General features: G+C 60.4%; 21 protein-coding genes. 12 read left to right on the top strand and 9 right to left on the bottom strand.

Features of this window, described 5'->3' with window-relative positions:
• Nucleotides 1-19: 19 nt before the first annotated feature.
• Nucleotides 20-1,945, top strand: coding sequence for an aldehyde ferredoxin oxidoreductase family protein (locus tag Pyrde_RS07310; RefSeq protein WP_338050852.1), 1,926 nt, complete (start codon nucleotides 20-22; stop codon nucleotides 1,943-1,945).
• A gap of 171 nt (nucleotides 1,946-2,116) precedes the next feature.
• Here the strand turns inward: Pyrde_RS07310 and Pyrde_RS07305 are convergent, their stop codons facing one another.
• The 4 genes from Pyrde_RS07305 to Pyrde_RS07290 form a co-directional block, all read right to left on the bottom strand.
• Complete coding sequence (locus Pyrde_RS07305; RefSeq protein ID WP_231656839.1) at nucleotides 2,117-3,100, bottom strand: aldo/keto reductase; 984 nt, start codon at nucleotides 3,098-3,100, stop codon at nucleotides 2,117-2,119.
• Between the two features lie 246 nt (nucleotides 3,101-3,346).
• Nucleotides 3,347-5,125 carry a hypothetical protein gene (locus tag Pyrde_RS07300; protein WP_231656708.1) on the bottom strand — a complete coding sequence of 593 codons (1,779 nt, stop codon included), beginning with the start codon at nucleotides 5,123-5,125 and terminating at the stop codon, nucleotides 3,347-3,349.
• Between the two features lie 171 nt (nucleotides 5,126-5,296).
• Nucleotides 5,297-5,641, bottom strand: coding sequence for a P-II family nitrogen regulator (locus tag Pyrde_RS07295; protein ID WP_055409499.1), 345 nt, complete (start codon nucleotides 5,639-5,641; stop codon nucleotides 5,297-5,299).
• A 7-nt stretch (nucleotides 5,642-5,648) separates the two neighbouring features.
• Nucleotides 5,649-6,950: an ammonium transporter gene (locus Pyrde_RS07290; RefSeq protein WP_197272667.1), complete on the bottom strand. Its 1,302-nt coding sequence runs from the start codon at nucleotides 6,948-6,950 to the stop codon at nucleotides 5,649-5,651.
• A gap of 624 nt (nucleotides 6,951-7,574) precedes the next feature.
• Between Pyrde_RS07290 and Pyrde_RS07285 the strand changes: the two genes are divergently transcribed.
• The 8 genes from Pyrde_RS07285 to purT all read left to right on the top strand — a co-directional run bounded on the left by Pyrde_RS07285 (nucleotide 7,575) and on the right by purT (nucleotide 16,835).
• A complete protein-coding gene (locus Pyrde_RS07285) occupies nucleotides 7,575-8,348 on the top strand; it encodes a phosphoribosylaminoimidazolesuccinocarboxamide synthase (RefSeq protein WP_338050851.1) in 774 nt (257 codons plus the stop codon).
• A 2-nt stretch (nucleotides 8,349-8,350) separates the two neighbouring features.
• On the top strand, nucleotides 8,351-8,605 hold the full coding sequence (gene purS / locus Pyrde_RS07280) for a phosphoribosylformylglycinamidine synthase subunit PurS (protein ID WP_055409495.1): 255 nt from the start codon (nucleotides 8,351-8,353) through the stop codon (nucleotides 8,603-8,605).
• The gene (purQ, locus tag Pyrde_RS07275; RefSeq protein WP_055409494.1) at nucleotides 8,598-9,275 is read left to right on the top strand and encodes a phosphoribosylformylglycinamidine synthase subunit PurQ; all 678 of its coding nucleotides are present in this window, start codon (nucleotides 8,598-8,600) and stop codon (nucleotides 9,273-9,275) included. Before purS ends, purQ begins: the two co-directional genes overlap by 8 nt.
• Before the next feature lie 3 nt (nucleotides 9,276-9,278).
• Nucleotides 9,279-11,456 (top strand): phosphoribosylformylglycinamidine synthase subunit PurL, encoded by a 2,178-nt coding sequence (gene purL, locus Pyrde_RS07270; protein ID WP_055409492.1) that lies wholly within the window; start codon nucleotides 9,279-9,281, stop codon nucleotides 11,454-11,456.
• A gap of 10 nt (nucleotides 11,457-11,466) precedes the next feature.
• Nucleotides 11,467-12,822 carry an amidophosphoribosyltransferase gene (gene purF / locus Pyrde_RS07265; RefSeq protein ID WP_055409490.1) on the top strand — a complete coding sequence of 452 codons (1,356 nt, stop codon included), beginning with the start codon at nucleotides 11,467-11,469 and terminating at the stop codon, nucleotides 12,820-12,822.
• 10 nt (nucleotides 12,823-12,832) lie between these two features.
• Nucleotides 12,833-14,056 (top strand): phosphoribosyltransferase family protein, encoded by a 1,224-nt coding sequence (locus tag Pyrde_RS07260; protein WP_055409488.1) that lies wholly within the window; start codon nucleotides 12,833-12,835, stop codon nucleotides 14,054-14,056.
• Complete coding sequence (gene purD / locus Pyrde_RS07255) at nucleotides 14,053-15,531, top strand: phosphoribosylamine--glycine ligase (RefSeq protein WP_055409487.1); 1,479 nt, start codon at nucleotides 14,053-14,055, stop codon at nucleotides 15,529-15,531. The genes Pyrde_RS07260 and purD overlap by 4 nt, the downstream gene beginning before the upstream one ends.
• Nucleotides 15,532-15,617: 86 nt before the next feature.
• Nucleotides 15,618-16,835 carry a formate-dependent phosphoribosylglycinamide formyltransferase gene (gene purT / locus Pyrde_RS07250; protein ID WP_055410850.1) on the top strand — a complete coding sequence of 406 codons (1,218 nt, stop codon included), beginning with the start codon at nucleotides 15,618-15,620 and terminating at the stop codon, nucleotides 16,833-16,835.
• Nucleotides 16,836-17,026: 191 nt separating this feature from the next.
• Here purT and Pyrde_RS07245 read toward each other — a convergent pair whose 3' ends face one another.
• Nucleotides 17,027-18,181 carry a radical SAM protein gene (locus tag Pyrde_RS07245; RefSeq protein ID WP_055409485.1) on the bottom strand — a complete coding sequence of 385 codons (1,155 nt, stop codon included), beginning with the start codon at nucleotides 18,179-18,181 and terminating at the stop codon, nucleotides 17,027-17,029.
• Between the two features lie 107 nt (nucleotides 18,182-18,288).
• Here Pyrde_RS07245 and Pyrde_RS07240 point away from each other — a divergent pair, with 107 nt between their 5' ends.
• Entirely contained in the window at nucleotides 18,289-19,308 is a 1,020-nt protein-coding gene (locus tag Pyrde_RS07240; RefSeq protein WP_055409483.1) for a phosphoribosylformylglycinamidine cyclo-ligase, read from the top strand.
• Between the two features lie 68 nt (nucleotides 19,309-19,376).
• Here the strand turns inward: Pyrde_RS07240 and Pyrde_RS07235 are convergent, their stop codons facing one another.
• Nucleotides 19,377-20,741: a DsbA family protein gene (locus Pyrde_RS07235; RefSeq protein WP_055409481.1), complete on the bottom strand. Its 1,365-nt coding sequence runs from the start codon at nucleotides 20,739-20,741 to the stop codon at nucleotides 19,377-19,379.
• Between the two features lie 164 nt (nucleotides 20,742-20,905).
• Here Pyrde_RS07235 and Pyrde_RS07230 point away from each other — a divergent pair, with 164 nt between their 5' ends.
• Both Pyrde_RS07230 and Pyrde_RS07225 read left to right on the top strand, forming a co-directional pair.
• Nucleotides 20,906-22,441: a carboxypeptidase M32 gene (locus Pyrde_RS07230; RefSeq protein ID WP_055409479.1), complete on the top strand. Its 1,536-nt coding sequence runs from the start codon at nucleotides 20,906-20,908 to the stop codon at nucleotides 22,439-22,441.
• A 138-nt stretch (nucleotides 22,442-22,579) separates the two neighbouring features.
• On the top strand, nucleotides 22,580-23,173 hold the full coding sequence (locus tag Pyrde_RS07225) for a tetratricopeptide repeat protein (protein ID WP_055409477.1): 594 nt from the start codon (nucleotides 22,580-22,582) through the stop codon (nucleotides 23,171-23,173).
• 35 nt (nucleotides 23,174-23,208) lie between these two features.
• Here Pyrde_RS07225 and Pyrde_RS07220 read toward each other — a convergent pair whose 3' ends face one another.
• The 3 genes from Pyrde_RS07220 to Pyrde_RS07210 are packed head-to-tail and all read right to left on the bottom strand — an operon-like array spanning nucleotide 23,209 to nucleotide 26,568.
• Nucleotides 23,209-24,051 carry an energy-coupling factor transporter transmembrane component T family protein gene (locus tag Pyrde_RS07220; protein WP_055409475.1) on the bottom strand — a complete coding sequence of 281 codons (843 nt, stop codon included), beginning with the start codon at nucleotides 24,049-24,051 and terminating at the stop codon, nucleotides 23,209-23,211.
• Nucleotides 24,033-25,379, bottom strand: a complete 1,347-nt coding sequence (locus Pyrde_RS07215; RefSeq protein WP_055409474.1) for an ABC transporter ATP-binding protein — start codon at nucleotides 25,377-25,379, stop codon at nucleotides 24,033-24,035. Before Pyrde_RS07215 ends, Pyrde_RS07220 begins: the two co-directional genes overlap by 19 nt.
• Nucleotides 25,366-26,568, bottom strand: a complete 1,203-nt coding sequence (locus tag Pyrde_RS07210; RefSeq protein ID WP_055409472.1) for a hypothetical protein — start codon at nucleotides 26,566-26,568, stop codon at nucleotides 25,366-25,368. Before Pyrde_RS07210 ends, Pyrde_RS07215 begins: the two co-directional genes overlap by 14 nt.
• Nucleotides 26,569-26,571 lie beyond the last annotated feature (3 nt).

Raw genomic sequence — 26,571 nt, 5'->3', positions numbered from 1 at the left:
CCCTCCCGCCTAGTTCTCCCTGCTTCGCGGGTGCTCCGCCCTGAGTGTCCCAGGATATGCTGGCCGGATAGCGTTCATCGACCTCTCCTCGGGCCGGGTCAGCGTCAAGGAGCTAGACCAGGATACCGCTAGGCTCTTCCTGGGCGGTAAGGGGCTGCTCTACCTACTCGGCTACCAGCTTATAGCGCCAAGCGCTGAGCCGCTCGACCCCCGCGAGAACAAGCTAATCATCGCGGCGGGAGCGCTGGCAGCTCACGCCCCGGGAGCCTCCAAGACAGGATTCCTGGCTAAGAGTCCTTTGACGAGCATCCTCTGCGACACCTACGCTGGCCAGGTGTTCGCAGGCAAACTCCGCCTAGCTGGCTTCGACGCCCTCGTGATCAGCGGCAGCTCCGACGAGCCCGTCTACATCTATGTGGAGAACGGCGAGGTCGAGGTGAGGCCAGCCCGGCACCTATGGGGCAGCGGCGCGGTAGAAGTCGTGGAAGCTATTCGGAGAGAAACCAGACAGGGTGCCAGCGTAGCGGCGATAGGCCCTGCTGGGGAGCGGCTTGTACGCTACGCCAACATAATGGTTGACGGGTTCCGGGCTGCGGGCCGCTGCGGCCTCGGCGCGGTCATGGGCTCGATGGGGCTGAAGGCGGTAGCTGTCTGGGGCAACCGCGTCCCCGAGAGGGCCCGGCCAGGCGAGTGGAGGCGGCTCTACCTCGAGGTCTACAAGCGCATACGGGACGACGAGCCTACCCGGAGCTGGGCCCGCTACGGCACGAATGACGGCGTCTCCGTCTGTAGCAGGCTAAGCATGTGTCCGGGCTGGCACTGGAAGAGGCCCTGGCTTCCCCCAGAGGAGGCCAAGAAGCTAGGCGGCGATACAGTACTCGAGCGCGAGACGCCACGCAGCGTCTACAAGAAGTATGCCGGCGTCCTCTGGGGCTGGGGCTGCCCGATAAAGTGCAGCAAGCTCGCCGCGCCCAAGAAGAAAGGGCTCGAGCACATAGTGGTTAAGCCCGAGTACGAGAACCTCGCTATGCTCGGCCTAGCACCCGGCGTCCTCGACGTAGACGAGGTGCTCTACACGGAGTGGCTGGTCAACAACCTGGGCCTAGACAGTATAAGCTTCGGCGAGGCAGCGTCCTGGCTCATGGAGCTCTACGAGGAGGGCCTAGTGCAGAGGGGCGAGCTAACAGGCATGGAGAACGAGCCCAGGTTCGGCAGCCCGGAGGCGGTACGAGAGCTAGCCCGGCTAGTCGCGGAGCGCCGTGGAATAGGCGCGGTGCTAGCCGAGGGCGTGGAGAAGGCCTCCCGCATCCTCGGCCGCGGCTCCGACCGGGCAGTCCACGTGAAGGGTCTCGAGGCAGCGGCCTGGGACCCGCGTGGCCGCCGCGGCCTAGTAGTGAGCTACGCCACAGCCGACGTGGGTGCTAGTCATCTCCGGGGCTGGCCGAGGCCCCACCAGCCGCCGAGCCGCGGCCCAGCAGCCGAGATGGTGAAAAGCCTGATAGCTGACAGGGACTGGAAGGTACTGCTGGATAGCATGGGGCTGTGCAGCTTCCTCCCATACACCCGCGAAGAGGTCGCCAAGCTATACAGCGCAGTCACAGGCTTCGAGACCACGCCGGAGGAGCTCGTGCTGGTCGGCTGGAGGGCCGAAGCCCTCGCAAGGATACACGCGGCGCTAGCCGGCAGGGTCCCCGAGGGCGACACGGCGCCAAAGCGGTGGATGGAGCCAGTCCCCGAGGGCCCAATGAAGGGCGAGAAGGCGGCCCAGGACTGGCGCGACCTAGAAGAGGCGATAAGGGAGTACTACCGCCAGCGCGGCTACCACACAACCTATGGCATACCTCTCCCCGAGACGCTCGAGAAGCTAGGCCTAGGCTGGGCGGTAGGAGACGCCGAGAAGGCGCTGAAGGAAGCTGAGAAGCGGATAGCGCCAAAGGAAGAGTAGGGACATGCCAGAACCCTCTTCCGCATGGAGTAGACACGCCGCCGGCCAGATGTAGAATTGTAAGAAATAGAATACGACCCTGACGTGGGTGGTCCCCTGGGGCTATGGCGAGGCTTGGAAGGAGGGAGCCCCCAGGAGGGGCGGTGACCGGAAGCGGGGAGCCGAGCCCCGCTATATACCCCGCAACAGGTAGCGGAACAGCAGTGCCTGCAGCGGACCGGGCACAACACGGCTCCAGCCTAGCTCATTGTAGCATGTACCCCAGCGTGTACGGTAGTGCTCGCTAGCCCGGTCCAGCGCCTCGACGATGCTGCTCGGCAGCTCTAGCCGCGCGGCCTCGGCCACGGCTTCGGCATGGCTCCTCCGCCTGACGCCCACGAGGGGAAAAGCCCCCTTAGCCGTTAGCCACGCCACCGCTACTACCGCCTTGGAGACTCCTAGCCTCTCCGCAGCCTCCCCGAGAACCCGCTGCAGCTCCTCATCGCGGGCGACAGCCCGGAAGACGGGGTCGAGGCGCCGAGCCAGGTTGTCGGCCCTGGTCTTGCCGGCGAGAGCACCCTTGTCGAGCGGGCTCCACGCCTGCAGCGCTACACCATGCCGGTCCATGAAGGGCTTAAGCCTGTTCTCGACGACCCTGTACCCGAGGCTATAGTGTACCTGGTTCACTGCTATCTCGTAGCGCCTCGTACACTCCATGGCCCTGGCTAGGAGCGGTTGAGGGTAATTAGAGACCCCTATGTACCCGGCTAGGCCCCTCTCCACCGCCTCCTCTAGGCCCCGTACCACCCGGCAGATATCCACGTAGAACGGCGGTGGCCAGTGATGCAGGAGTATGTCCGGCGCCCGGCCTAGCCTCCTCCGGCTAGCCTCGGCAGCCTTCATTATAGAGTCCACGGTTGTGCGGAACCCGGCCACCTTCGTAGTCACGACCGCGTCCTCGCCTGCCTCGTGCAACGCCTCGCCCAGCAGGCGCTCCGAGGCCCCACCGCCGTAGAGTTCAGCGGTATCAAACAGGTTAACCCCGAGCTCCAAAGCATGCAGTATGGCCTCCCTGACCTCTCGTAACTGCTCTCCACGCGTCCCCCATAGCCGGGAGCCGGCCTGCCAGAGGCCCACCCCAGCACTCGAGACACGAAGCCCAGTCTTCCCCAGCACACGGTACAAGCTAGCAACGCCTCCCCGATTAAGAGGTCCCCAGGCAGGATGCTACTTAGCCTCATCCGTAGCTCCTACTCGGCCCGGACAATGTCAGGGCTTCTAGATGGGTTGAAAGCAGTGGCACGTACAATATGGACTAGATGCTACTGCCAGGGGGACTTTCCGAGTCTCTGGAGACGAGTCAGTTTCATGGAAGCTCTGTGTAGCTGGTGAATAGGGGATAGGAAAGTGGTGTAAAGCGGCCTAGCCCTCTTGGCCTCCGGTGGTACTGTTTGCTACTAGGCGTCGTAGCTCTTGTAGCTCGCGCTGTATCTCCTCGAGGGCCTTTATCGTCTCTGCTACACGGCGTTCGAGCGCTGCTATCCTCTCCTCTAGGCCTCCGGTGGTGGGCTTCTCGACGGCCTCGCGGCTCCAGAGGGCGTGGAGGACGTCGAGGTACGTCACCTTGCGCCGTGGCTGTAGCGAAATCACCTCGCCGCTGGCAGCGTTAACGATATCCACCGAGACTAGGCCCCGGTAGTCCTTGGTCGTGACTGTGGCCTTCCAGTAGAGTGTCCCGTTAAGCAGCGTAGGCATGGGTTCCTCTATGCTGAGCTCGCCCCAGTCGTAGGTTGGGTGGGCCTGCTTTACGTAGCTCTCCACTTTGCTTATTCCTATCGCGGGCTCGGGTAGCTCGTAGAAGAGCAGCCTCGGCGTTGAGGTGCTGCTTGTCTCAACGTATATGATGTACTTGGCGCTATAGGTCTCCCCTGGCGGCTCCGCGACAAATACCCAGTACAGCTGGCCGTCGCTTCTCTGCTCTAGGTAGGGCTGCGGGTTCGTGCCGATGTCGCGGATCACGTAGGTGTTGTGGTACAGGTAGAACCCTACTAGGCCCACTTTGTATCGGTAGGCCTCTACCCAGTCCCGGGCGACAGCCTCTGGGAGCAGGGGCATGCCCTGGAGCCGTGGATCGCTCGCTAGCCTGTCGCCGGTGACCACCTCTATGTTCTCGTCCTCGTCCACGATGACATAGCCATGTAGCACTGGGAGACTGTAGAGAAGGCCCCGCTTCCAGGTCACGAGGGGCACGAGGATGTAGATCTTCCCGTTATAGAGCACCTCTATGTTATCCTCCAGTAGCGGCTTGTACTGAAGCCCGGCAGTCATAACTATGCGGCGCTCGAGCGTGTCGAAGAAGAGTAGCCTGAACCTCTTGTTGTGAAGCCCCCATTCCAGCGGCCTCGCGACGAGCTTGACGCGTGGCGGGTATTCGTCGCCGTAAACGAACACGGCGCCTAGCGGGCTCTTAGTGAGCTGGTTCCAGAAGCCCTCTGGCTCTATTATCCAGTTGTAGACGCTGCTGTTACCCAGATAGTAGACATAGCTGTCCTCTGGGTAGATACGGTGTGTCGGTATCTGTATGCGGTCACTAGCGTACGCGTAAGCTGTCATCAATGGTATGAAACGACGGAGGCCATTAACGTCGATGGGTCCATTGAGCTTCTCAACTGTGATATGCTTGCTAGCCTCGACGGGGGCGTAGAGCGACACGAACCCGAGCATGGCAAAGAGGGCGATAACGATGGCTGCGTAAGCGGCTAGAGTACGGCGGCTCTGTCCCGAATTCTCGTAGACGATTGCAGCGGATACAATACCTCCAGTAAGCCAGAAGACTAGCAGGGCAGCACTACTGGCAATACCATACACGCCGATCAAGACAATAACAACAGCTCCGAAGCCGATAGGAATCCAGAGACCACTTTCCCTAGACGCATTCTCCGTGGCAAGTCTTATTTTTATAGAGCGTAGCCTTACTAGGCCATAAAATAGCGGCGCTAAGCCCACTACTGTGAGCAATGTACGTAGGACGAGAACGAGAAGCGGCGTAGACGCAAAAGCTACAAACAGTCCATGGAGATAAAGTATGTATCCACCGGAAACAAGCGAACCCAGTACAAAGCCAGCAACAACACCTAGGATTAATCTGCTCCAGCTACTCCTATTGGGAGGCTTCTCGCTAGATACGGGCGCAGGTTCCACATTCACACCAATTTAGGTAATGCAGCTTGGCACTCAATATACGCCTAGCGCGGCATATAGCTTTCCTAGAAACAAAGCATCGAGGATGCATAGGTATCAAAAACGCGGGCAATGCATCTGGCGCCGGGATACTCGTGTGACGCTAATCCTCTTTAACCCTGCACGTAGAAGCTAGAGTACGTTTTCTCCCCTTTCGCCTGTCCTTATCCGGACAGCGTCTTCGACTGGCAGTATGAATATCTTGCCGTCGCCCTCCTCGCCGGTCTTTGCAGCTTCTACAATAGCCTTCACCGCGTCTTCGACCTGGCGTTCGCGCACTACAACCTCTATCTTCACCTTTGGTAGGAGGTCTAGCTGTAACTTGCCGCCCCTGAACAGTATCTTGATTCCGCCCTGCCTGCCCCTGCCGTACACCGGTACGACGGTTAAACCGCCGACACCTATCTTATCCAGAGCTTTCTTGACGTCGTTTAGCTTCTCGGGCCGGATTACGGCCTCAATCTTCTTGAGGGGCATACATACATCACCCCGAACTATTTATGATCATGTATTTTATTTGTCCAATCCATTGGCGTCGTTCTTCTTTTATTATTGTTGGTGATGGTGTTACTTCCGTCTGCACGAAGTAGGGGTATGCTACCGCCATGTGCTCGGCGACATCGAGGCCAATCGTCTCCTCCTTCGGGCTGACGCGTAGCCCGCCCACAAGCTTGTCTATAGCCATGTACACTATGTAGCCGGTGCCGAAGGCCCACGCAAAGTTCACGACCGCAGAGATTAGCTGCACTGCTAGGAAGCCGGGATTCCCGTAGAGAAGGCCCGTGACCAGCGGCGGCTCAGTGGTGTAGACACCGTACGTGCCGTCGGCGAATATGCCGAGCGCTATGAGGCCCCAGGTACCACAGAACCCGTGCACTGGTACGGCGCCTACGGCATCATCTATTCCGCGGCGCTCGAGCCACCAGTAGCCGTAGGTCACTATGAACCCTGCAACCGTCCCGATGATTATGGCTGCCCAGGGTGCGACCCATGCACAGGGCGCGGTGATAGCTACTAGTCCGCCTAGCGCGCCGTTGAGTGTTAAACCGAGCTCCGGCTTACCGAGCTTGAGCCAGGTTATAACCATGGCTGTTAATGCGCCGGATGCAGCGGCTAGGTTGGTGTTAGCTGCTATGATTGATACCCTTAGCTCGTGGGCTGAGAGTGTTGAGCCTGCGTTGAATCCGAACCAGCAGAACCATAGTATGAATGTGCCTAGAGCTGCTAGCGTCATGCTGTGACCTGGTATCGGCCTAGGGTTGCCCTTCTCGTCGTACCTGCCGATCCTGGGTCCTAGCACGAGGAGGGCAGCGAGGGCTACGTAGCCTCCAAGTGCGTGGACAGCGCCGGAGCCGGCAAAATCGAGTGCACCATAGCCCCCAGCGAGCTTCTTAAGGAATGGGTGCTCGGCGAGCCATCCGCTGCCCCAGATCCAGTGCCCGTATATCGGATATATGATAGCGCTTACTACTATGCTGCCCAGTAGATAGCCTATGAACTTCGGCCTCTCGGCAATGGCGCCGGAGACTATCGTTGCTGCTGTACCAGCGAAGACCAGCATGAAGAACCATATCAGTATCTCCTGGACATCATAGTAGTCTCCTAGGAGTGCGAAGCCGCTGGTACCTATGATGCCTTTCCAATCGTCACCCATCATGAAGGCGTAGCCGACGAGGAAGAATGCTATGCTCGCGACAGCGAAGTCTGCAACATTCTTGAACAGCACGTTTACGGCGTTTTTGTGTCTAGTGAAGCCGGCCTCGACCATAGCGAAACCAGCTTGCATGAAGAATACTAGAAAGGCTACAAATGAGAACCCAGACGAAGTCAATGGGGATCTCTGGACTCTCGCTTAAGGTAGTGGCGCCACTGGGATCGCCTCCAGCATAAGCATTTACTACACTTAAATTCATGAAGATAGTTAGGGCTAACAATGCAACTGCTATGTGTTTGCTAACCATATTCTCACCCGCCTAAGACAATGCCTGTAGTCAGTTATCGTACGAGGTTAAAAGAACATTCACTATCGCTTCCGAACGTTGATTGCATCATTCGTCTAAATTCAACCATGAACTTTTGGACAAATGTACTGCCAATACTATATTTTACCGAACAATTATTAATAATCTCTTCATTGAAAATATTGTATGTAAATGTTAGCTTGAACTTGACTCCAGCGTCGTATACGATAAAGTCATGTCTAGGTGATGCAGGATTGCTCACATTGGATCTGTCTTTGCCGGAGTTAGCTCATTGATGATCTCTTTTTAGTGATATTAGTAGTACTTGGGGTTCTCGTTTCTCTAATCGATGATGTGGCGTATTGTTATCTAGCGTCAAGGTAACTAGGCTGAGTAGCTTGTACATTTACTTGACTAAGTAAAGATAATGGGTTCCTTCATTCTGGAATATTTTTAGGCTAGTTACTCAGGCAAGTCTCTGGGCACGGGGGTCTAGGCTGCGCCCCGGAGAGCTACTCTACGAGGGTAAGGCCAAGCGGGTTCTTGACGCAGGGGACGGGCTGGTAGTCCTCGAGTTCAAGGACGAGGTCACGGCGTTCAACGGGAAGCTACACGATAGGGCGCCGGGCAAGGGTGAACTAGCAGCCAGGCTCTCTGCCAGGATGTTCGAGCTGTTAGAGGAACACGGGATCCCGACACACTATGTGTGCTACATGGGTGGTTCGCGGCTCCTTGCTAGAAGATATAGTGTCGTCCCTCTGGAGGTCATAGTGAGGAACTATGCTTACGGCTCACTTCTCCGCAGGATGCCCTTCTTCAAGTCCATGGAGAGGCTTTCGAGACCCATAGTAGAGCTGCACCTCAAGGATGATGAGAGGGGCGACCCGCTAGTACTGCCCGAGGACGCAGTTGAGGCTGGGCTCCTATCGTGGCGGGAGCTTTGGGATATCCGGAGCCTAGCCCTCAGGGTCAACAGTGTCCTTGAGCTGTTCTGGCGCCGCCGGGGGCTCAGGCTAGTAGACCTCAAGATAGAGGTGGCCCGGGACAGCCATGGCTTCGTAGTAGTTGACGAGGTCTCAGGCGACACTATGAGGCTTGTAGACTCTAGCGGCAGGCATTTGGACAAGGAGGTCTACCGGCGTAGCAGCAGCGTTGAGGCCCTGCTCGAGGCATACCGCGAGCTAGCCCGGCTAGCCGGCGAGCCCAAGAGGAGGTGCGAGTAAGTGTGCCCCGGCACCGTGTGCTAGTCATCGTCACCTACAAGCCGTCAGCCCGGGACCCAGAGGGCGAGACGCTGGCAGCCGAGTTGCGGAGGCTAGGCTACACCTGGGTCCAGGGGATACGCGCCGGGAAGGCGTTCATAGTCGAGGTAGAGGCCGAGACAAGGGAGGAGGCAGAGAAGCTCGTAAAGGAGATGGCTCACGAGACCCGGCTCTTCAACCCTGCGGTCCACACGCTCCTGGTGATCCCTCTTGCCTAGAGTCGCGGTACTACGGTTCCCCGGCACCAATTGTGACCAGGAGACAGCCTACATGCTGCGGGAGGTAGCCCGTGCCGAGGCCCGCGTCGTGTGGCACACTGAGTACCGTTGGAGGGACTGGGACGCTACGGTGATCCCCGGTGGCTTCAGCTATGGGGACTATGGGCGCGCAGGGCTCCTAGCCTCCTGGAGCCCGGCAGCCGGGCAGCTCCGCGAAGCAGCTGAGAACGGTGTCCCGCTGCTCGGGGTATGCAACGGGTTCCAGGTCCTCGTGGAGGCGGGCGTGCTTCCCGGCGCACTGCTACCCAACGAGAACGGTCGCTTCGTGGCGAGGTGGCTCCGGGTCCGCGTCCACAAGCCCAGGGGGCCCTGGCTCCTTCACGTAGAGGATAGTGCTGTGCTCGACATGCCGGTAGCGCACGCTGAGGGCCGCTACTACCACCCAGAGCCCGGGAGGCTCCTCCAGTCTAGGCCCTGGCTGGAGTACCTCGAGAACCCGAACGGAAGCATAGCCAACGTCGCTGGCCTGGCTTCTGAGGACGGCTCTGTGCTCGGGCTGATGCCGCACCCGGAGCGCGCAGCAAGCCCGCTCCAGGCTCCCCGTGGCTGCCGGCCTGGCGGCCGCCCGTTGTTCACATCGATAGGCGAGGCGCTGCGCCGGGGATGGTAGAGGATGCCGCTGACGGAGAGGGAGCTGGAGGAGATACGCCGGAGGCTGGGCCGCGAGCCGACCCGGGAGGAGCTAGCACTATTCGAGGCCACGTGGAGCGAGCACTGTAGCTACAAGAGCACCCGGCGGCTCCTAAGGATGCTGCCCACCGAGGCCCCATGGGTGCTCGTGGGCCCCGGCCGCGACGCGGGCGCGGTGAAGCTCTTCGACGACGTAGCGGTAGTGGCTCGTATCGAGAGTCACAACCACCCGTCGGCTGTAGACCCCTACAACGGGGCTGCGACCGGTGTAGGGGGCATAGTCCGCGACGTGCTGGGCCTCGGAGCCCAGCCAATAGCGCTGCTCGACGCGCTCTACCTGGGGAGCCTCCGTACCCCGGTCTCCAGGTGGCTGACCAAGGGCATAGTGCGGGGTATAAGCGACTACGGCAACCGTATCGGAGTCCCCACGGTGGCAGGTGAGACGTGGTTCCACGCTAGCTACGAGAGGCAGCCCCTAGTCAACGTGGCGTGCATAGGCGTAGCACGGCCCGGGGACCTGCTCCCTGGCAGCGTCGAGCCCGGAGACGTGATGGTTCTCGCGGGCAACTCTACCGGTAGGGACGGTATGCTTGGGAGTAGCTTTGCTAGCCGGCCCCTGGGCAGCCGGGAGGAGGACATAGCTGCTGTCCAAGTCGGGAACCCGTTCCTCGAGAAGCTGCTCATCGACGCGCTCACAGAGGCTTTCGAGAAGAAGCTGCTCCGCCACGTGAAGGACCTGGGCGGCGGGGGCCTGGCGACAGCAGTGTCGGAGACAGCTGCCTCCAGCGGTGTTGGCGCCGTAGTGCACCTCGACCGCGTCCATCTCCGCGAGGGTGACATGGAGCCCGCGGAGATACTGGTCTCGGAGAGCCAGGAGCGCATGCTCCTAGTACCGTGGAGGGATAAACTCGGCGAGCTACTCCGGTTGCTGGACCGCTACGGCGTGGAGGCGAGCGTCATAGGCTATTTCGACGACACGAGGAGGCTCCGCGCGGTCTACCGTGGCAGAGTCGTGGTAGACCTCCCCGTGGAGCTCGCCGCATCGGCGCCGCCTGTTGAAAGGAGCGCCGAGTCACCACCAGCCCCCCGTGAGCTGCCGGGCCTCAGCCTAGCCGAAGAGGAGCTAGGCTGGCTGCTGGAGCGCGTAGTCTCCTCGCCCCGGGTAGCGGGGAAGGCCTGGGTCTACGAGCAGTACGACTGGGGCGTCCAGGGCCGTACGGTCGCGCCGCCGGGCTACGCCGATGCAGCGGTTCTCTGGCTCCGCGACGGTACGAACCGCGGGGTAGTAGCAGCTCTTGCAGGGAACCCGCGCTATACCCGGCAGGACCCGTTCCGGGGAGCTGCGCTCAGCCTAGCCGAGGCCTACCGGCACGTAGCAGCCGTGGGCGGCGAGCCACTAGCAGCTCTTGACAACATCAATGCAGGTAACCCGGAGAAGCCGCGGCAGTTCTGGTACTTCAAACGCATAGTAGAAGGCCTAGCCTGGATGGCCCGCGGCCTCGGCATACCCTTCATCGGGGGCAACGTGAGCCTCTATAACGAGGACGAGCATGGCCACATGGTAGACCCGGTCGCCTCCGTGCTAGTCGTAGGCAGGATAAGCGACGTCTCCAGGGCAACAAGCCTAGCTCTAACCGGAGAAGGCGTCCTCGTGGCAGTGGGAGAGACGCGGCCAGAGCTGGGCGCGAGCGAGGCAGTTGAACTCCTCCTAGGGGAGCCAGCGGGGCTCCCACCCAGGCCTCGGCCTAGAGAAGAAGCAGCTGCCGCCAGGCTGGTCAGGAGCCTGGTAGAGGATGGGCTTGTGCTCGCAGTCCACTCGGTCGGCCTAGGCGGTGCAGCAACAGCTGTAGCCCGGATGGCGATAGCCGGCGGCGTCGGCGCCCGTCTTGACCTCTCAGCCATCTGCCCGGCATGCCGGAGCCTACTCGAGGCAGGGTTCTCGGAGACCCCGGGCCGCTACATCCTCGAAGTACAGCGCGACAGCGTTGGCGAGGTTCTGCGTCGCGCAGAGACAGTAGGTGTCTGGGCCCGTGTCGTGGGCGAGACGGGAGGCGACTGCGTAGAGCTGGCCTCGGGCAAGAGGACTCTAGCCAGGGTGCCTTTGGTCAGGCTCTCCGAGGCCTATACCACTACCCTAGAGAAGCTGATGAGGGAGGGGTGAATACGGCGCCGTGTGCGGCGTAGCTGCATGGCTAGGCGATGACGCGGCCTCGGCAGTCTATGAGCTACTCCTGGAGCTCCAGCACCGGGGCCAGGAGGCTGCCGGGATAGCGTTCCTAGCCAACGGTGGCATCAGGCTCGTCGGCGGCCCGGGGCTTGTGCGGGAGGCGATACGCCTCCCCGCTGCAGCGGCTAGGGCTTGGGCAGCTATAGGGCATGTCAGGTACAGCACTAGCGGAAGGTATGGCGGCGAGCAGTACCAGCCAGTAGCCGGCAGCAAGGGCCTAGTCCACATCGCCTTCAACGGGAACATCGTCAACTACCGGGAGCTTGGCCGAGAACTGCTAGGCCGCAGCTACACCTGGGACGCCCAGCTAGTAGCAGACCTCGTGGAGGCCCTCTACCTGGAGCAGGGGAGCCTCGCTGACGCGCTCCGCGAGGCCGCACAGCTGCTGCGCGGGGCCTACAGCCTCGTAGCAATCACGTCCCGCGGCGAGCTAGCAGCCGCCCGGGACCCCTACGGGGTTCGCCCCCTAGCTTACGCAGTGGGCGACGGCTACGCGGCCGTGGCCAGCGAGACAGCAGCGCTAGACTCGCTGGGGCTCCCCTGGAGAGAAGTAGGCGCTGGGAGAATGCTCTACTGCAATGGCTCCCCCAAGGACTGTGTAGAGACGGGGTTGGCTTCCGGGCACGAGCCGCGGCCCTGTGCGTTCGAATACATCTACTTCCTCAGACCCGACAGCGTCTTCGAGGGCGTCGAGGCGCACGCGGCTCGGCTCGAGATGGGCCGCCGGCTCGCCCGCCGCGACACGGTGGAGGCAGACCTTGTGGCGCCGGTTCCGGATAGCGGCAGGAGCGCGGCGATAGGATATGCATTGGAGCGGGGGCTCCCCTACACCGAGGTCTTGTACCGCAACCGGTACGCTGGTCGCGCCTTCATAGCGCCCCCAGGGGAGAGGAACGGGAGGCTCAAGCGCAAGTTCAACCCGATACGCTCGACGACTTGGGGCCGTAGAATAATCCTCGTAGACGATAGTGTCGTCCGCGGCGATACTAGCAGGTGGCTAGCCCGTATCCTCCGTCGCTCGGGGGCCCGCGAGATACATCTCCGCGTCGCCTCGCCGCCCGTGGTTATGCCGTGCTTCCTCGGCATAGACACTCCTAGCCGCGGCGAGCTAGTAGCCCACGGCAGAAGCGGAGACGAGATCAGCCGGGTCCTAGGCGTTGACAGCATCCTGTACCTCGGTATGAGGGACCTAGAGGAGGCTGTTGGCCGCCGTCTCTGTCTTGGATGCTTCGGCGGAGCATATCCCTTCCCCCTAGACGTAGCCCGTCTCGAAAAGGTGTTTACAGAGGATCGGAGGTGAAGTAGGCAGCATGGGGCTGCTACTAGTCTACTTCTACGAGCCGGACCAGCCCGCCAACCTCTACGCCCGATACGGCGTCATGGGGCTACGGCACCGCGGCCCAAGAGTCTCCTACGCGGTCCTACGTGCCGACGAGCTGGGGCATGGAGGACTCAACCCCTGGGGCAACGGCTGGAGTCTACCCGAGGGCAGCGCCGTACTGGCGGCAGTAGAGCCCACTGGGAGCCTCGCAGTCTCACGCCACGCAGCGGTTGCCGTGGATGGTGCCTGTAGCGCCTCCGAAGCGCTGAAGCTTGTAGAGGCCGCCAAGAGCCCCCGCGAGGCCGCCGAGACACTAGCCTCTAGCACCAGGTTCGACGGCTGTACAGTAGCGGCGCTAACCCGCGACGGCGGCTACGTGCTGTACCGGGGGAGGAGCGGGGTACGGCCCCTCAGCCTGGGTGGCTACGGGTTCGACGCAGTCTACGCCGCCACCGAGACGGCGCCCATAACTCTGATGGGTGGGGAGCCCCGCCGCGACCTCGAGCCAGGCGAGGCTGTCTACGGGGACCGCTACACGCTCGACACCTACAGCGCGGGAGGGGGCCGCCGCGCCACCTCGCTCTTCGAGTACATCTACCTGGCCAGGCCTGACAGCCTAGTGGACGGCGTGAACGTGTACATGTTCCGCCGGGAGATGGGCCGTCGGCTAGCACGTAGCCACCCCGTGGAGGTTGACGTCGTAGTCGGGGTGCCGGAGACTGCGCTCCCCTACGCGCTGGGCTACGCCGAGGAGAAACAGGCCCCGTTGGAGCTAGCACTCGTCTCCACAATAGGCCGGGTAAGGACAGCCATAGTCCAGGCCTCACTAGAGGAGAGGCTGATGATGCTTAGCCTCAAATTCAACCCCGTACCCGGGGTCTTCGAGGGCAAGAGGGTAGCAGTCGTCGACGATAGCGTGGTGACCGGGCTCACGCTAAAGACATTCATCCACCGGCTGTGGAGGACCCAGGCTCCCCGCGAGATACACGTAGCAGTCTCAAGCCCCAGGATAGTAGCGACCTGTCCCCACAGTGTCCAGCTCCTAGAGCCCCGTAGCCTGATAGCCCGCCAGCTAAGCGACGAGGCGATTGAACGCGTCCTCGACGTGGATAGCCTAGCCTGGCTCCCCCTAGGCGAGGCCGTCTCCTACCTCCGGAGCCACGGCATAGACCCCTGCACGGCATGCATGCTGGAGGAGGTGAGGCGGAAGTGAAGGTACTCCTAATAGGCAGTGGTGGCCGCGAACACGCCCTCGCACTGCTCATGGCCAGCAGCAGTATGGAGCCCCGTATAGCGGTGCTGAGCGACAAGAGGAACCCAGGCCTAGTAGAAGCCACCGAGGAGACTAGAGGCAGGTTCTATCCCGGCAAGCCCACTAGCCCCAGCGACGCTGTCAGGGCTGCTGAGGACTTGAGCCCGGACCTCGTGGTCATAGGCCCCGAGGAGCCCCTCTTCGCTGGCGTCGCGGACGCACTCCGGGAGAAAGGCTTCACAGTCTACGGGCCGGGCCAGGCCCAGGCCCGGATAGAGAAGGACAAGGCTTACGCCCGCGGGCTCATGTGGCGCTACCGTATCCCTGGGCGGCTACGGTACCAGGTCTTCACAGACCCGGAGGAGGCCTCGGAGTACGCCCGCGCAGCGGGCGACGTGGTGGTCAAGCCCGCTCGGCAGGCTGGCGGCCGCGGTGTACGCGTCTTCGCGGAGCCCATGGAGCACCTCGGGGTAGCTGTGCGCGGGGCAGCGGGGAGTTACGCGGAGAAGCTGGCCCGCGAGGTACGGGAGAAGTACAGCGACATAGAGTACTCGGTGATAGTCGAGGAGAGGGTGGAAGGCGTAGAATACACGGTCATGGTTGTCACCGACGGCTCCACCCTAGTCCCGCTGCCTGTGGTGCAGGATCACCCTCACCTCTTCAGCTGGGACCTGGGCCCCGAGACGGGTGGCATGGGCGCGGTCAGCGGCCCCGGAGTCGTGCCGCCGTATCTAGAGCTGAGCGAGTACCGGGAGACGGTCGAGATACTCGAGAAGACTGTGGAGGCCCTAAGGCGGGAGACCGGGGAGCCCTACCGTGGCACGCTGAGCGGCCAGATGATGCTCACCAGCCTATGGGGCCCCACGGTCATAGAGTACTACGCCAGGTTCGGCGATCCCGAGACCGGGAACCTGCTCCCGATGATACGGAGCGACTTCCTAGAGCTACTAGACCGCGCGGCCTCGGGCAGGCTAGCCGGTTACAGGCTAGAAGTGGATAACGATGTCTACGTGGTCAACATCGCGCTAGCGCCGGCAGGCTACCCGAACAACCGAAGCATAGCCCGAGGCCACCCAGTAGCCGTCGACGAGGACGCGGTCGAGAGGCAGGGCTGTAGGCTCCTCTACGCCGGGGTAGACCAGGGCCCAAGCGGCCTCGTCTCCACGGGCTCCCGGCTCGTAGAGATAGTCTGCTGGAGCAACCAGGGCTACGAGGACGCCGCGACTAAGGCGCAGCGCGCAGCCGAGGCGGTTAGGCTGCTCGATGGACACCCCCTCGTCTGGCGCCGCGACATAGGCTCGAGGAGTCACATAGAGAGTCGTGTGGAGCTAGCCGAGCGGGTGAGGAAGGCCTACCTGAGGCGGAGAGCCCGGGGCGAGGCCAGGGTCTACGACTGGATACCAGGCCGCGGCCTTATAGTCCACGACTACAGCTAGGCCCCACGTTTCTTCGGGTCAAATCCCTACCTTGTTCGGTTCCACAACCCTTGTAAGGTGTATGAGCCGTGGGCATACCCCCTAGGATGGACCGTATACCTACACCCCTGGGCCCAGGAGCAGCAAAGGTGCTCCTACTGGGTGGGGGCGAGCTAGGCAAAGAGGTCGCGATAGAGGCGCAACGGCTCGGCCTAGAGGTTGTCGTGGTCGACCGCTACGACTGGGCCCCGGCGATGCACGTAGCCCATCGCCGTTATGTCGTGAATATGCTCGACGCTGGCGCGGTAGAGGCCATCGTGGAGCGCGAGAACCCAGTAGCAGTGATACCCGAGATAGAGGCCGTCAACACCGAGGCGCTGGAGAGGCTCGAGGAGAAGGGCTACCACATAGTGCCCAACGCGCGCGCAGTCAAGACTGCGATGAACCGTATAGAGCTGCGGCGCTGGGCAGCCGAGGAGCTAGGCCTACCCACCACCAGGTACGCCTTCGCCGAGACGCCGGAAGAAGCCTACGAAGCCTGCGAGAAGGTCGGCTACCCCTGCCTAATCAAGCCGGAGATGAGCAGTAGCGGCCACGGCCACGTGAAGGTTACGGAGCCCAGCCGCTGGGCGGTCGAGAAGGCCTACATGGAGTCGATAAGCCACGCTCGGGGTGCAAGCCGCCGCGTCATAGTGGAGGAGTACGTAGAGCTAGAGACGGAATACACGGTGCTCGCCTACAGGTGGCTCGACGGCGACAAGGTGAGAACGGACACTATGGAGCCGGTCGAGCACTGGAGGTACGGCGAGTACCACTACATAGAGTCCTGGCAGCCCAGCACCAGGCCCCGCGACTTGCTCCAGCGGGCCCGCGAGATAGCGCTTCGAGTGGCAGAAGCCCTAGGCGGTGTCGGGGTATTTGGCGTCGAGCTCCTACAGACCAGGGACGGCCGGCTCCTCTTCAGCGAGGTAGCACCCAGGCCCCACGACACGGGCCTAGTCACGCTGGCCAGCCAGGATATCAGCGAGTTCCAGGCCCACATACGCGCAGCTGTAGGCCTACCAGTCCCCAGGCCCAGGATCCTAACCCCCGCAGCCAGCATAGCAGTGTACACAGACCTCGAGGACGAGTGGTACCCGGTACTCAGCGGCGCCTACCAGGCCCTAATTGAGCAAGGCATAGAGCTGCGTTGGTTCGGCAAGCCTAGGACCTACCCGGGCCGCCGCATGGCAGTGGTACTAGCCCGCGCCGAGACTGTAGAAGAGGCCCGTGAGAAAGTTCGGCAAGCAGCAAAGAAGCTGAAGATAATACCACGCAATGCCTAGAGGGGACACGCATGCAGCACACCTTCACTTCTCGGCATGCGGGTCTCGAGTGCCGCAACTATTACTAGTTCATGGGTAGGATATACTGCTGCTAGATGGGTGTGGCCAGAACATAACAGCTATCAACGCTAGCCGGGAGGCACTGAGGTTCCCTAGTCAGCGCCGGTACAGCTGCAACCCGAGCTGCGGCGTCAGTAGTAGTCTCCGAGGAGCCAGACGTTGCCCAGATAGACCTCCCATATCCCAGCCTCTAGCGCTGCCCTCCGGGCCTCTAGGGCGTGGCGACGGCTCGTGGGCGGGAGGTCCCGCATCCGGTGGTCCGGGTGGAAGGCCAGCAACACCATAGGGATGTTCACGCTGTACTCATCCATGAGGCCCGCTATGTAGCCTGCCACGCCTCTGACTTCCTCGGCGTCGACGTAGCCTGGGACTAGGAGCATGCTGACCACGAGGAGCGGGGGCTCCGGCCTCTCCACGGCCATCTCTGCAACGATCCTAGTATTAGCCATGAGTCTCCTTACAGCTTTTTGGCCGTCTACACCTGTTAAGGCCTCGTATATCCCGGGGCTCCAGGCCTTCCAGTCAACCTTTACAATGCCGCCGCTCTCTAGGCTGAGCCGGGCCGCCTCACGGAACACGGCAGGGTTGGCTAGGCCGTCGGTTTCCCAGCATACCCTCAGCGGTAGGCCCCGGCCCCTAGCCCGCTCAAGCGCTCTGCGGGCAACACTTATCAGCATGGGCATCTGCGGGGTGGGGTCACCGCCGAAGAAGCATACACAGGTAACCCTCGTATCCAGCGCCTCGTCGACGAACTCTCCGAGGCTCTTCACGTACCGCGGCTCTACCCGGCCCCGGGCCGCCATAGCCTTGTGTTCAGGATTCTGGCAGAATACGCAGTCGAGCGGACACCCACCCGCAAACACTGCAAGATTGTAGAAACCCTTCTCGACACCCCGGGTAAACGTGTACTGTGGATAACCACGGCTCGTAGCTGCAGGGCACACTGGCTCAGCTACACAATTAGTTGGGTGAGGATCTAAGTATGTGAACAATAGGAGCTGGCCAGGCCCCGCTAGGGGCTCTAGGCGTCCACCTCGGTTAACCCATACCCCGCAATACCCCCGGCCTCCGCGGGGAATACGGCACTCGTTAACGCAGAGCCTGCACGGAAGCCCCTCCGGGTCGCGGGGAGCCACAGGCGGGAGCCCATAGCGGATCCTCCACTCTTGATGCCTCCTACGGGCTACCGGGAGGGCCTCCTCTGGCCTCTCACGGAGACACTGAGCACATACACCGATGGACTCTGAGACGAGGGCTTCTCTGCCACAGAGGGCACAGCGGGGCATGATCCTCCTAGAGCCCCTCTACTCCCCGTCCTAGAATCTACTTGGGCTGAGGGAGAATAGCTTAATGTCCGCCCGACGCGACCCTCCCTGCAGGGTATAGGTCCCCCTTGGCCCGGAATAGGAGTACCGCGGAGACAAGCCTAAGCTACCGAGACGCTGGAGTAGACCTCGACGCGAGCGAAGCGCTGCATACTCTCGCCTCCAGGCTGCTAGCTGGCCGCCGAGAAGCCTATACCTCCTCCGTGGAGCTAGCAGGGCTAGAACTCATCCTACACGTGGACGGAGTGGGCACCAAGACGCTCGTGCTAGAGAAGCTCGGCAGGCTACGTGTAGCCGGCTGGGACTGCGTAGTGATGAACACCAATGACGTCGCGTGCGACGCGGCCAGACCTCTAGCCCTAGTAGACTATATCGCAATGCCCCGGGCTGACGAGGCGATATTCCGCGAGATACTCGAGGGCATCAGAGAGGCTGCAGCCGCCACAGGCGCCGTTCTCCTCGGCGGCGAGACGGCGATACTCCCAGGCCTAGCTCAGGGGGTGGATGTTGTCTGCACCATCCTGGCTGTGCGAGAGCCTGGCTGGCGGGGCAACCGCGCCCGCCCAGGCGACGTGCTGGTTGGGCTCGAGAGCAGCGGATTGCACGCTAACGGCTACAGCCTAGCTAGGAGGATAATCGAGGAGCGGTTAGGCGGCTACACGGCGGAGATCGAGGGCCTAGACCTAGCCGAGGAGCTATCCAAGCCGGTAAAAGATTACACCGGGTTTCTCCTCGAGGCATGGAGCCAAGGCTTAGTAATAGCAGCAGCTCACATCACCGGCGGAGCCTTCACTAAGATGAAGAGGATTCTACCATCCGGGGCAACGGCGGTCATGAAGATGCCAAAGCCTCCGAGGATCTTCCAGGTACTAATGGAGGCGGGCAACGTGGAGCCTAGCGAGGCATACCGTGTATGGAATATGGGGATAGGCCTGGTAGTTGCAGCCCCGAGGGAGAGCGTGGACGAGTTGCTAGACCTAGCAGAGAAGCATGGACACAAGCCACACGTGCTTGGCCTGATAGAACAGGGTAGAGACGGGGCTAGAATATTGCTTGATACTCCTTACGGCAAGGTGGCCTACAGCTAAGATATGCTCTGGGGCTCGAGAGTGAAAATACGACCAGGGAGTCGGGTATCAGAGTCTTCTCCTGGCGTTTACCCTGCCTGCTGCTCTAGAGCCTCTACAAGCTTCTTGAAGAACTCAGCGTCGTGGTACCCCGTTACGTAGAGAACCTTGTCGCTGCCATCGACCCATATCGCGAAGCTCGGAGTGCCACGTAGCCCAGCCTTCATGGCCTCGTGGGTCGCCTTTTCTACCAGCTCTGCGGCTGTACAATTGTAGTCTACGCCGAGCCTTGTCTTCTCCTCTTCAAGTATTCGACCCATCTTGTTGTAGAACTCTGTCATAGAAGTTATGTTGCCTGCCTCGGCCTCCTTGTATAGCATGCCAACCTGGTGGTATACGCGTATTATCGCCTCTAGGTACGCCTCGGCGTTACCAGTCGCGTTGTAGTAGCATAGCAGCAGCTTATGGAGGTTAGTCACGTTAGCATTAGTGTGTACTACGAGGTCGGTGATGTGGAAAGTCACCTTACCCTCGTCGATCATCTCCTTTATGGCTGGGAAGGTGTCGTTATAGAACTTGACACAGTATGGGCATGCAAGATCCTCGTAGATCGCTATATGTATCTTTCCGTTGCCTACTGCCGGGTGGCCTTGTATCGCGGGTGGCTGTCCAGTCTTCTCGACGGCCTTGGCTGCGCCTAGGTTGAGAAATACATCAGCCATATCTAGGTCTACAGGTTCATAGGTGTAGTCTCCGATCTTCCGTAGCCCTGGGACACCCTCGTCTAGAGGATCCTTGGATACTGCATAGGCTACGGGTAGGCTAGAGGGGCTGACACCCGCCGGAGGCTCCTTAGTATATTCTACACTAGTTATGTTAGCTACGAATATTGCAGACATTAGGGCGAGTACCCGGCTACCCGGCTCCATCATTGTCCTGTTTACGCTGGTGTAGGGCGTCGAGCCCTCTACAACGATCAGCTTAGCGCTATACTTGTAGACAGGCATGGGTAGGTGGAACTGCATAGCTAACTGTGTGTCGAACGCCGCGGTATAGTCGTACCTCATAGGCTTCCAGCCGTCCCCCACAGTCTCGTTGAGCAGGACACGGGCAAGTATAGTGCTCACGTTCTCGGCTCGGACTAGTATCGCGGGGTAGACTCGTAGCCCCTGGAGCCCGGTCTCGTCCACGCTAGCACTACAGAACTTAGTCTCCTGGGGCACATGCCCGAAGAGCTGCTGTTTGAGCATCTCCTTGATAATCATTGCTAAGTCTTCCTGCCCCTTCTGGTAGACAACCATTACTGCAGGGCCTTGACTACACTCCTCAGCACCGCCCGCACTGCTTGTCTCTAGGGTTTTGCCCCCACTACTCTTCGTGTAGAGAAAGTATCCGGCCACAACGGCTGCTACAACAGCCAGGGCTAGTACAACATATAGCTTCTTACCGCGCAAGGCGCTACCAGACCTCGGTGCTAAGCCAGCCGGTATGCCCCTAAATTATCGCTCCCCTAGACGTAGGCGGCGACGAAACACGGAATAATCCAAGCTGCTGCGTACACGGCTCTTCAACTCGGAGTAGGGCTGCCGAACACTATTCTGGAGGGATGTAAAAAGCTATGAATGAGGTCGTACAAGTGGAGTCACCGTTCCGTGACGAGACGGTGAAGAAGATCCTAGCCAAGTATAGGCTCCTATGGGCCCTAGACCACGCCATGGGCCTCATGGGTTGGGATCTGGAGACCTACATGCCGCGCGAGGGCATAAGCGACCGCTCCGCGGCAGCCGAGGAGCTAGAGGGTCTCCGCCACCGGCTACTCCTCGACCCAGAGCTAGAGAAGCTCCTACAAGAGGCCGAGAAGAAGATAGACGGTCTGAATATCTACGAGCGCGGTGTCGTCCGTGTCCTCAGCCGTGAGGTACGGATAGCCAAGGCTATACCAGAGGAGCTAACCCGCCGCGAGGCGAGAGTGACTAGCAAGGCCACGGTTGTCTGGCGGGAGGCGAAGAAGAAAGCCGACTTCAAGCTCTTCAAGCCCTACCTTGAAGAAATAGTGGAGATCCAGCGCCGGAAGGCCGAGCTACTCGGCTACGAGGACCACCCCTACGACGCGCTTCTAGACCTCTACGAGGAGGGGCTACGGGTCCGCGACCTTGACGCGCTCTTCTCCGAACTAGTGCCAGCGACTCGCCGCGTACTCGACAAGATACTATCCGGCGGCTTCTACCCCCAGCGCCACCCCCTCGAGGACAAGGAGTACGACGTCAACAAGGCCAGGGCGCTGATGAAGAGGCTCCTCGACGACCTCAACTGGCCATGGAGCCGCGGCAGGCTCGACGAATCCGCTCACCCCTTCACGATGGATCTGGGCATAGACGATGTGAGGATAACAGTGAGGTACGAGGGCCACGATATAAAGAGGGCGGTCTACAGCCTAGTACACGAGTACGGCCACGCACTCTACCAGCTCCAGATAGACCGGGTGCTAGCCCGCACCCCGATAGCCGGCGGCGCCAGCATGGGCGTGCATGAGAGCCAGTCGCGGTTCTGGGAGAACATAGTAGGCCGCGGCCCCTGGTTCATGAAGCTGCTCGGCCGGAGGCTCAAAGAGTACATAGGCGTAGACATGACACCCGAGGAGCTATACCGCTATGTCAACACTGTCCGCCCGGATCTCATAAGAGTAGACGCCGACGAGGTCACATACAACCTCCACATATACCTACGCTACACCCTCGAGAAGAAGCTGATAGAGGGCAGCATGACTGTCAACGAGCTGCCAGAGGCCTGGGACACGATGATGGAAGAACTACTTGGGGTAAGGCCGCCCAGCCCCCGTGAGGGCGTGCTACAGGACATACACTGGAGCCACGGCAGTTTCGGCTACTTCCCAACGTACACTCTCGGCAACGTGGTAGCAGCCATGATATGGAGGAAGATATGGAGTGAAACTCCAGAGCTGCTAACAGGCCTCGACCTAGCAGGGCTACGAGAGTGGCTGAGGGAGCGGATACACCGCTGGGGTGCAACCTTCCCGCCAAAGGAGCTAGTCGAGCGGAGCCTAGGGGAGCAGCCAACGGCAAGGGCGCTGGTAGAGTATCTCGAGTGGAAGTACCTGGAGCTACCCGGCAGGCTCCACGAGTACCTAGACTAGCCCATACAATCAGTACCCGGTGTTTTACCTCTCCCGGGGTTGCCTGGTCCCCCTTCTCAATGGCGAGCAGAGAGGCACATGTCTTACAGCTGGGCTAGAAATACGGGGCTGCTCTATAACTGTATTACAGGGTAACTGTTGTCCCGGCTTCTCGTAAAGCTAAAGACACTAATCATGGCGTGGAGGCTCAAACGCATAGTCTGGGGCCTCGAGAGGAGGGGCCGGTATAGTGAGGCTGAGGAGAAACTACTACAGCTCCTCGGCAGGGTAGAGAAGTGGAGCGACTCACCGAAGAAACACGAGGTAATCGCGTTCATTAAGATGAGGCTTGCCAACATTGAGAGCTATAAGGGCAACTACGACAGGGCACTCGCCTATGCTAGCGAAGCTCTCTGGCACGCAGAGCATGCCGGAAGCACAATAGAGGTTGGCCAGGCATACCTAGTAGAGGCAGCAATCTACTACAACATGGGGGAACTGGATAAGGCTTGCGAGAGTCTAGCCAAGGCCCAGGTTGTACTCATGAAGGGCGATAAGGAGCCCTACTTGCAGACTTACGCCTGGAGCAAGCTGCTAGAGTCACGCATACTCCTAGCGAAGGGGGACAGAGAGGGAGCGCTAAAGGCGCTACACGAGGCAAAGGAGCTCAGCACTAGGGTTAAGCATAGGGAACCTCTCGTCGAGAAGATAGCGGAGACAGAGGACAGAATAAACAAGGTTTTCGGCGGATAAATGTCCCTCCTCAAGGCCCCTCCAGGTAGGTCCCCCTATGCCATCCAGAGCCTCAATATCTCGTAGAGCCGATGCAGCCATGAGTCATGCACGATGCCAACCGAGTATAGCATGTAGATAGTGTATAGCAGAGCAAGTGCTATGGTGGCTGCTAGTAGCAGCACAGCCACCGTGCTCCACGCGCTGTACACACGTACCGGGGTCGAGTACTCCATGGCTAGGGCGACAGACACGGACATGGATTCTATGCGTCTTGCTACTAGTGGTACCAGCCGGTGGAGCCTAGAGAGCCCTAGTCGGGCCCCCGAGAGCCGTGCTGAGGCTAAGCTCTCTTCTAATTCTCTTAGGAGCTTCTCGAGTCCACGGAGGGCGGCAAGGAGCACGACGAGTAGCTTACGGTGTCCGGCCAGTAGTGTATAGATGTCTAGTACGCTCATAGATGCGGCGAGCCCCGCGCCCGTAAAGAGGCAGGCTAGTGCCCGGAGGCTCTGCCGTAGACCATAGAGGACACCTTCATAGTAGACGTATACGCCGCCCGTTAGCGCGCCTATGACAGGCGTGTTGGAGGGCACTATGACCGCTATTGGGGTCCTCGGCGTCCCCTGGTAGAACAGCGCCTGGCTGACCATGATGCTCCACACTACTATAGAGGCGAGGAGGGCCACAGAGGCGACTTTACGCGGCCCCGGCCTCGATGCCGCGAAGAACGCTACACCAGCAACAGCTAGCAGGGCGAGAGCTTCTATACGGCCAAACACTATACTGGACACAGATACGAGCAAAGCATAGGCTAACCTCGTGCCGGGTCTCAGCCTCGCTAAGGGTCCCCGGCTACGCGCTACATAGCTACGGGATAGCCTCACGAGCTGCTCGGCCAATCCAGGTAGCACCCCTTGTCAAGTCTAAACACAGCGTCAAACTTCGAGAGGAACTCGAGATCGTGCGTCACAACCACCGAGCAGCCGCCAAGCCGGGCGACAAGCCGGGCAGCCTCCAGAACCGCCTCCGCACTACGTCTATCCTGGCCCCGTAGAGGCTCGTCCAGGAGGAGAAGCCTAGGCTTCTTCACGATAGCCCGGGCCACGGCTAGCCTAGCCATCTCGCCGCCGCTAAGCCTCCAGGGCTTCTCGCCCTCATAGCCCCTTAGCCCGAGAAGCTCCAATGCCTCGATAGCATCCTCTACGGGCGTAGTGCTGCCAGCACGGTGTGCCACCGAGGCTACTTCGTCGAGCACCGACTCTTCGAGGAACGACAGCCACGGCGACGATGGAACATAGCCTATCATTCTCCAGTCCCAGCGGCCCCAGCTGTACCACACGCGGCCCCTCCAAGGCCTCATGAGCCCGGCTAACAACTTCAACAGAGTAGTCTTCCCAGAGCCGTTAGGCCCAACGACTGCCATCAGCGAGCCACGAGGGCAAACAAAGTCCAGTCCCTGGAGGACAAGCCTGCCACTATATCCCACGTAGACCTTGTTGAGCCCAGCTACGGGCTCGCCTTCAACACAGCTACATGGCTTCTCGAGCGAGACACCGCTGACACGTACAGGGCGTGCGCCAACACGCTCAGCCACCTCGAGCCCCTCCTCGGGGCTTCCGCGGAACACCAGCCTGCCTCTACTCAGTACGAGCATCTCTGAGGCGAGGCCCGCGACCCGTGAGAGACGGTGCTCAGCGATAACTACTGAGACACCGTTGCGGATAAGCTCCCGGATAGTATTGTATGCCTGAGACGAGGACTCTGCATCGAGGTTCGCAAGGGGCTCATCTAGAAGTACGATGTCTCTATCTCGCCCCGTGACGGCTGACAATACTAGGCGCTGGAGCTGCCCACTACTCATCTCGTAAATCCTCCTATCGAGTAGATTGGCGAGAGGTAGGCGGGGCTTAGCCCCGTAGAATAGGAGGACTTCGGCGCCGTACTCGCCTAGGGCCAGTTCTCCTGGATCCTGTGGCAAGTATGCTATGGGTCTACGCCCCGGCGGCAGCTGGTCTAACCTCTCGCCTCTAACCCGTATCTCGGCCTCGACGCTCGCCTCCTCTATGAATGGTACGACCCCGGCGAGTGTCTTGAGGAGTGTACTCTTCCCCGAGCCGCTAGGCCCGGCTACGAGCAGTACTGTGCCCGGCTCCAGCTTCAGTTCTACGTTCTCGAGACCGATTCTGCCCCTAGGGTATGCTACACGCTCTATCTTAGCTTCTAGCACGGCTAGACACCATTCTTGTCACGGCTGCTGAGCCGAGGAGCGCATAGAGGGCCATACCAGCACTATAGACAGCTATATACCAGCCTGCATAGTATAGTCGATAGGCGTACGCGTAGATGTTAATATCTACATAGCTGTCCAGAGCCTTCGCAGCCGCGAAATAGACCGGCAGAAGCCTCAGATCCGTAACCCTAGCTGCATAAGTGGCAGCAGCCACAACGAAGAGGGTGGTAAACGCCCAGAACGCTGATAACACAAGGTTACCAGAACCCAGGATGAGGCTCGAGAGAAGCCACTCTACAAGCACGGCGCCCGCAGCGACCATGGGCTCGCCGGTTGCAGCTAGGCATGCAGCCAGGAGCCCGTAGTAGAGGCCGCTAGTTATAGGCCCGTAGACTATCCAGTCAAAGGGACCTAGGACGCTCGATAAGCGGAATACTACGCCGCCTATAAGCCTAGAGAGCGCCGTAAGCGAGGCCCCAGTGAGGGCCATATACGCTAATCTCTTACTATCACTTATCCTCGCAAGAAGCGGTAGCACGAGAACACCAAGACCTGCAACAATAGCGGCGACGCCTATGTCGCCGTAGCTCAACAGCCTTATGTAGACGTTGTGCTCGTATACAGCGATTGGCCGATCCGAGCCGGGTATGTAGAGGTTCAGTACCAGCCTATAGACGCCAGGTGGAGCTATATCCTCTAGTAGCCATAGAGGTATGATTGCACAGCCACTACACTTGCTTTTTGCACAACTGGTTGTCGATATCGTAGTCCTAAGGTATGAGGTTCCGGTACCGGGCTCGAGTACGGTGCTTGCTAGCGGGGCCGGACGGCCCCCAGCATCGTAGAGCCCGCCAACTACTAGGAAGTCAAAGGGCTGGCTAGACTCTATGCAGACAAGCATGTAGCCGAGAAGCACACGGCTATTGCTCGCGCCTAGGAGGCGGCCGAGGAGCGATGGATAAGACTCGACGAGGGTGAAGGGCTCCCTACGCGGATCCTCGTTACCAAGATGGTCTACAGGTAGATGGACGCGGCTAAACTGGGCCTCGATCCCCGACTCGGCTACACTGAGTACGATAGACCGGGTGCAGCCCTCAGCCTCAAGCATAGCTATTAGCTTGAACCCCTGCGGCCCAGCGTTAACGATGCCATAGGCTATGCTCCGGTCGCCATAGCCAGATAGCACGCC

It is taken from the genome of Pyrodictium delaneyi, assembly GCF_001412615.1.
Taxonomy (GTDB): Archaea; Thermoproteota; Thermoprotei_A; order Sulfolobales; family Pyrodictiaceae; genus Pyrodictium; species Pyrodictium delaneyi.
The sequence above is the reverse complement of the archived record's forward strand: the minus strand, read 5'-3'. Positions and strand labels throughout refer to the sequence as shown.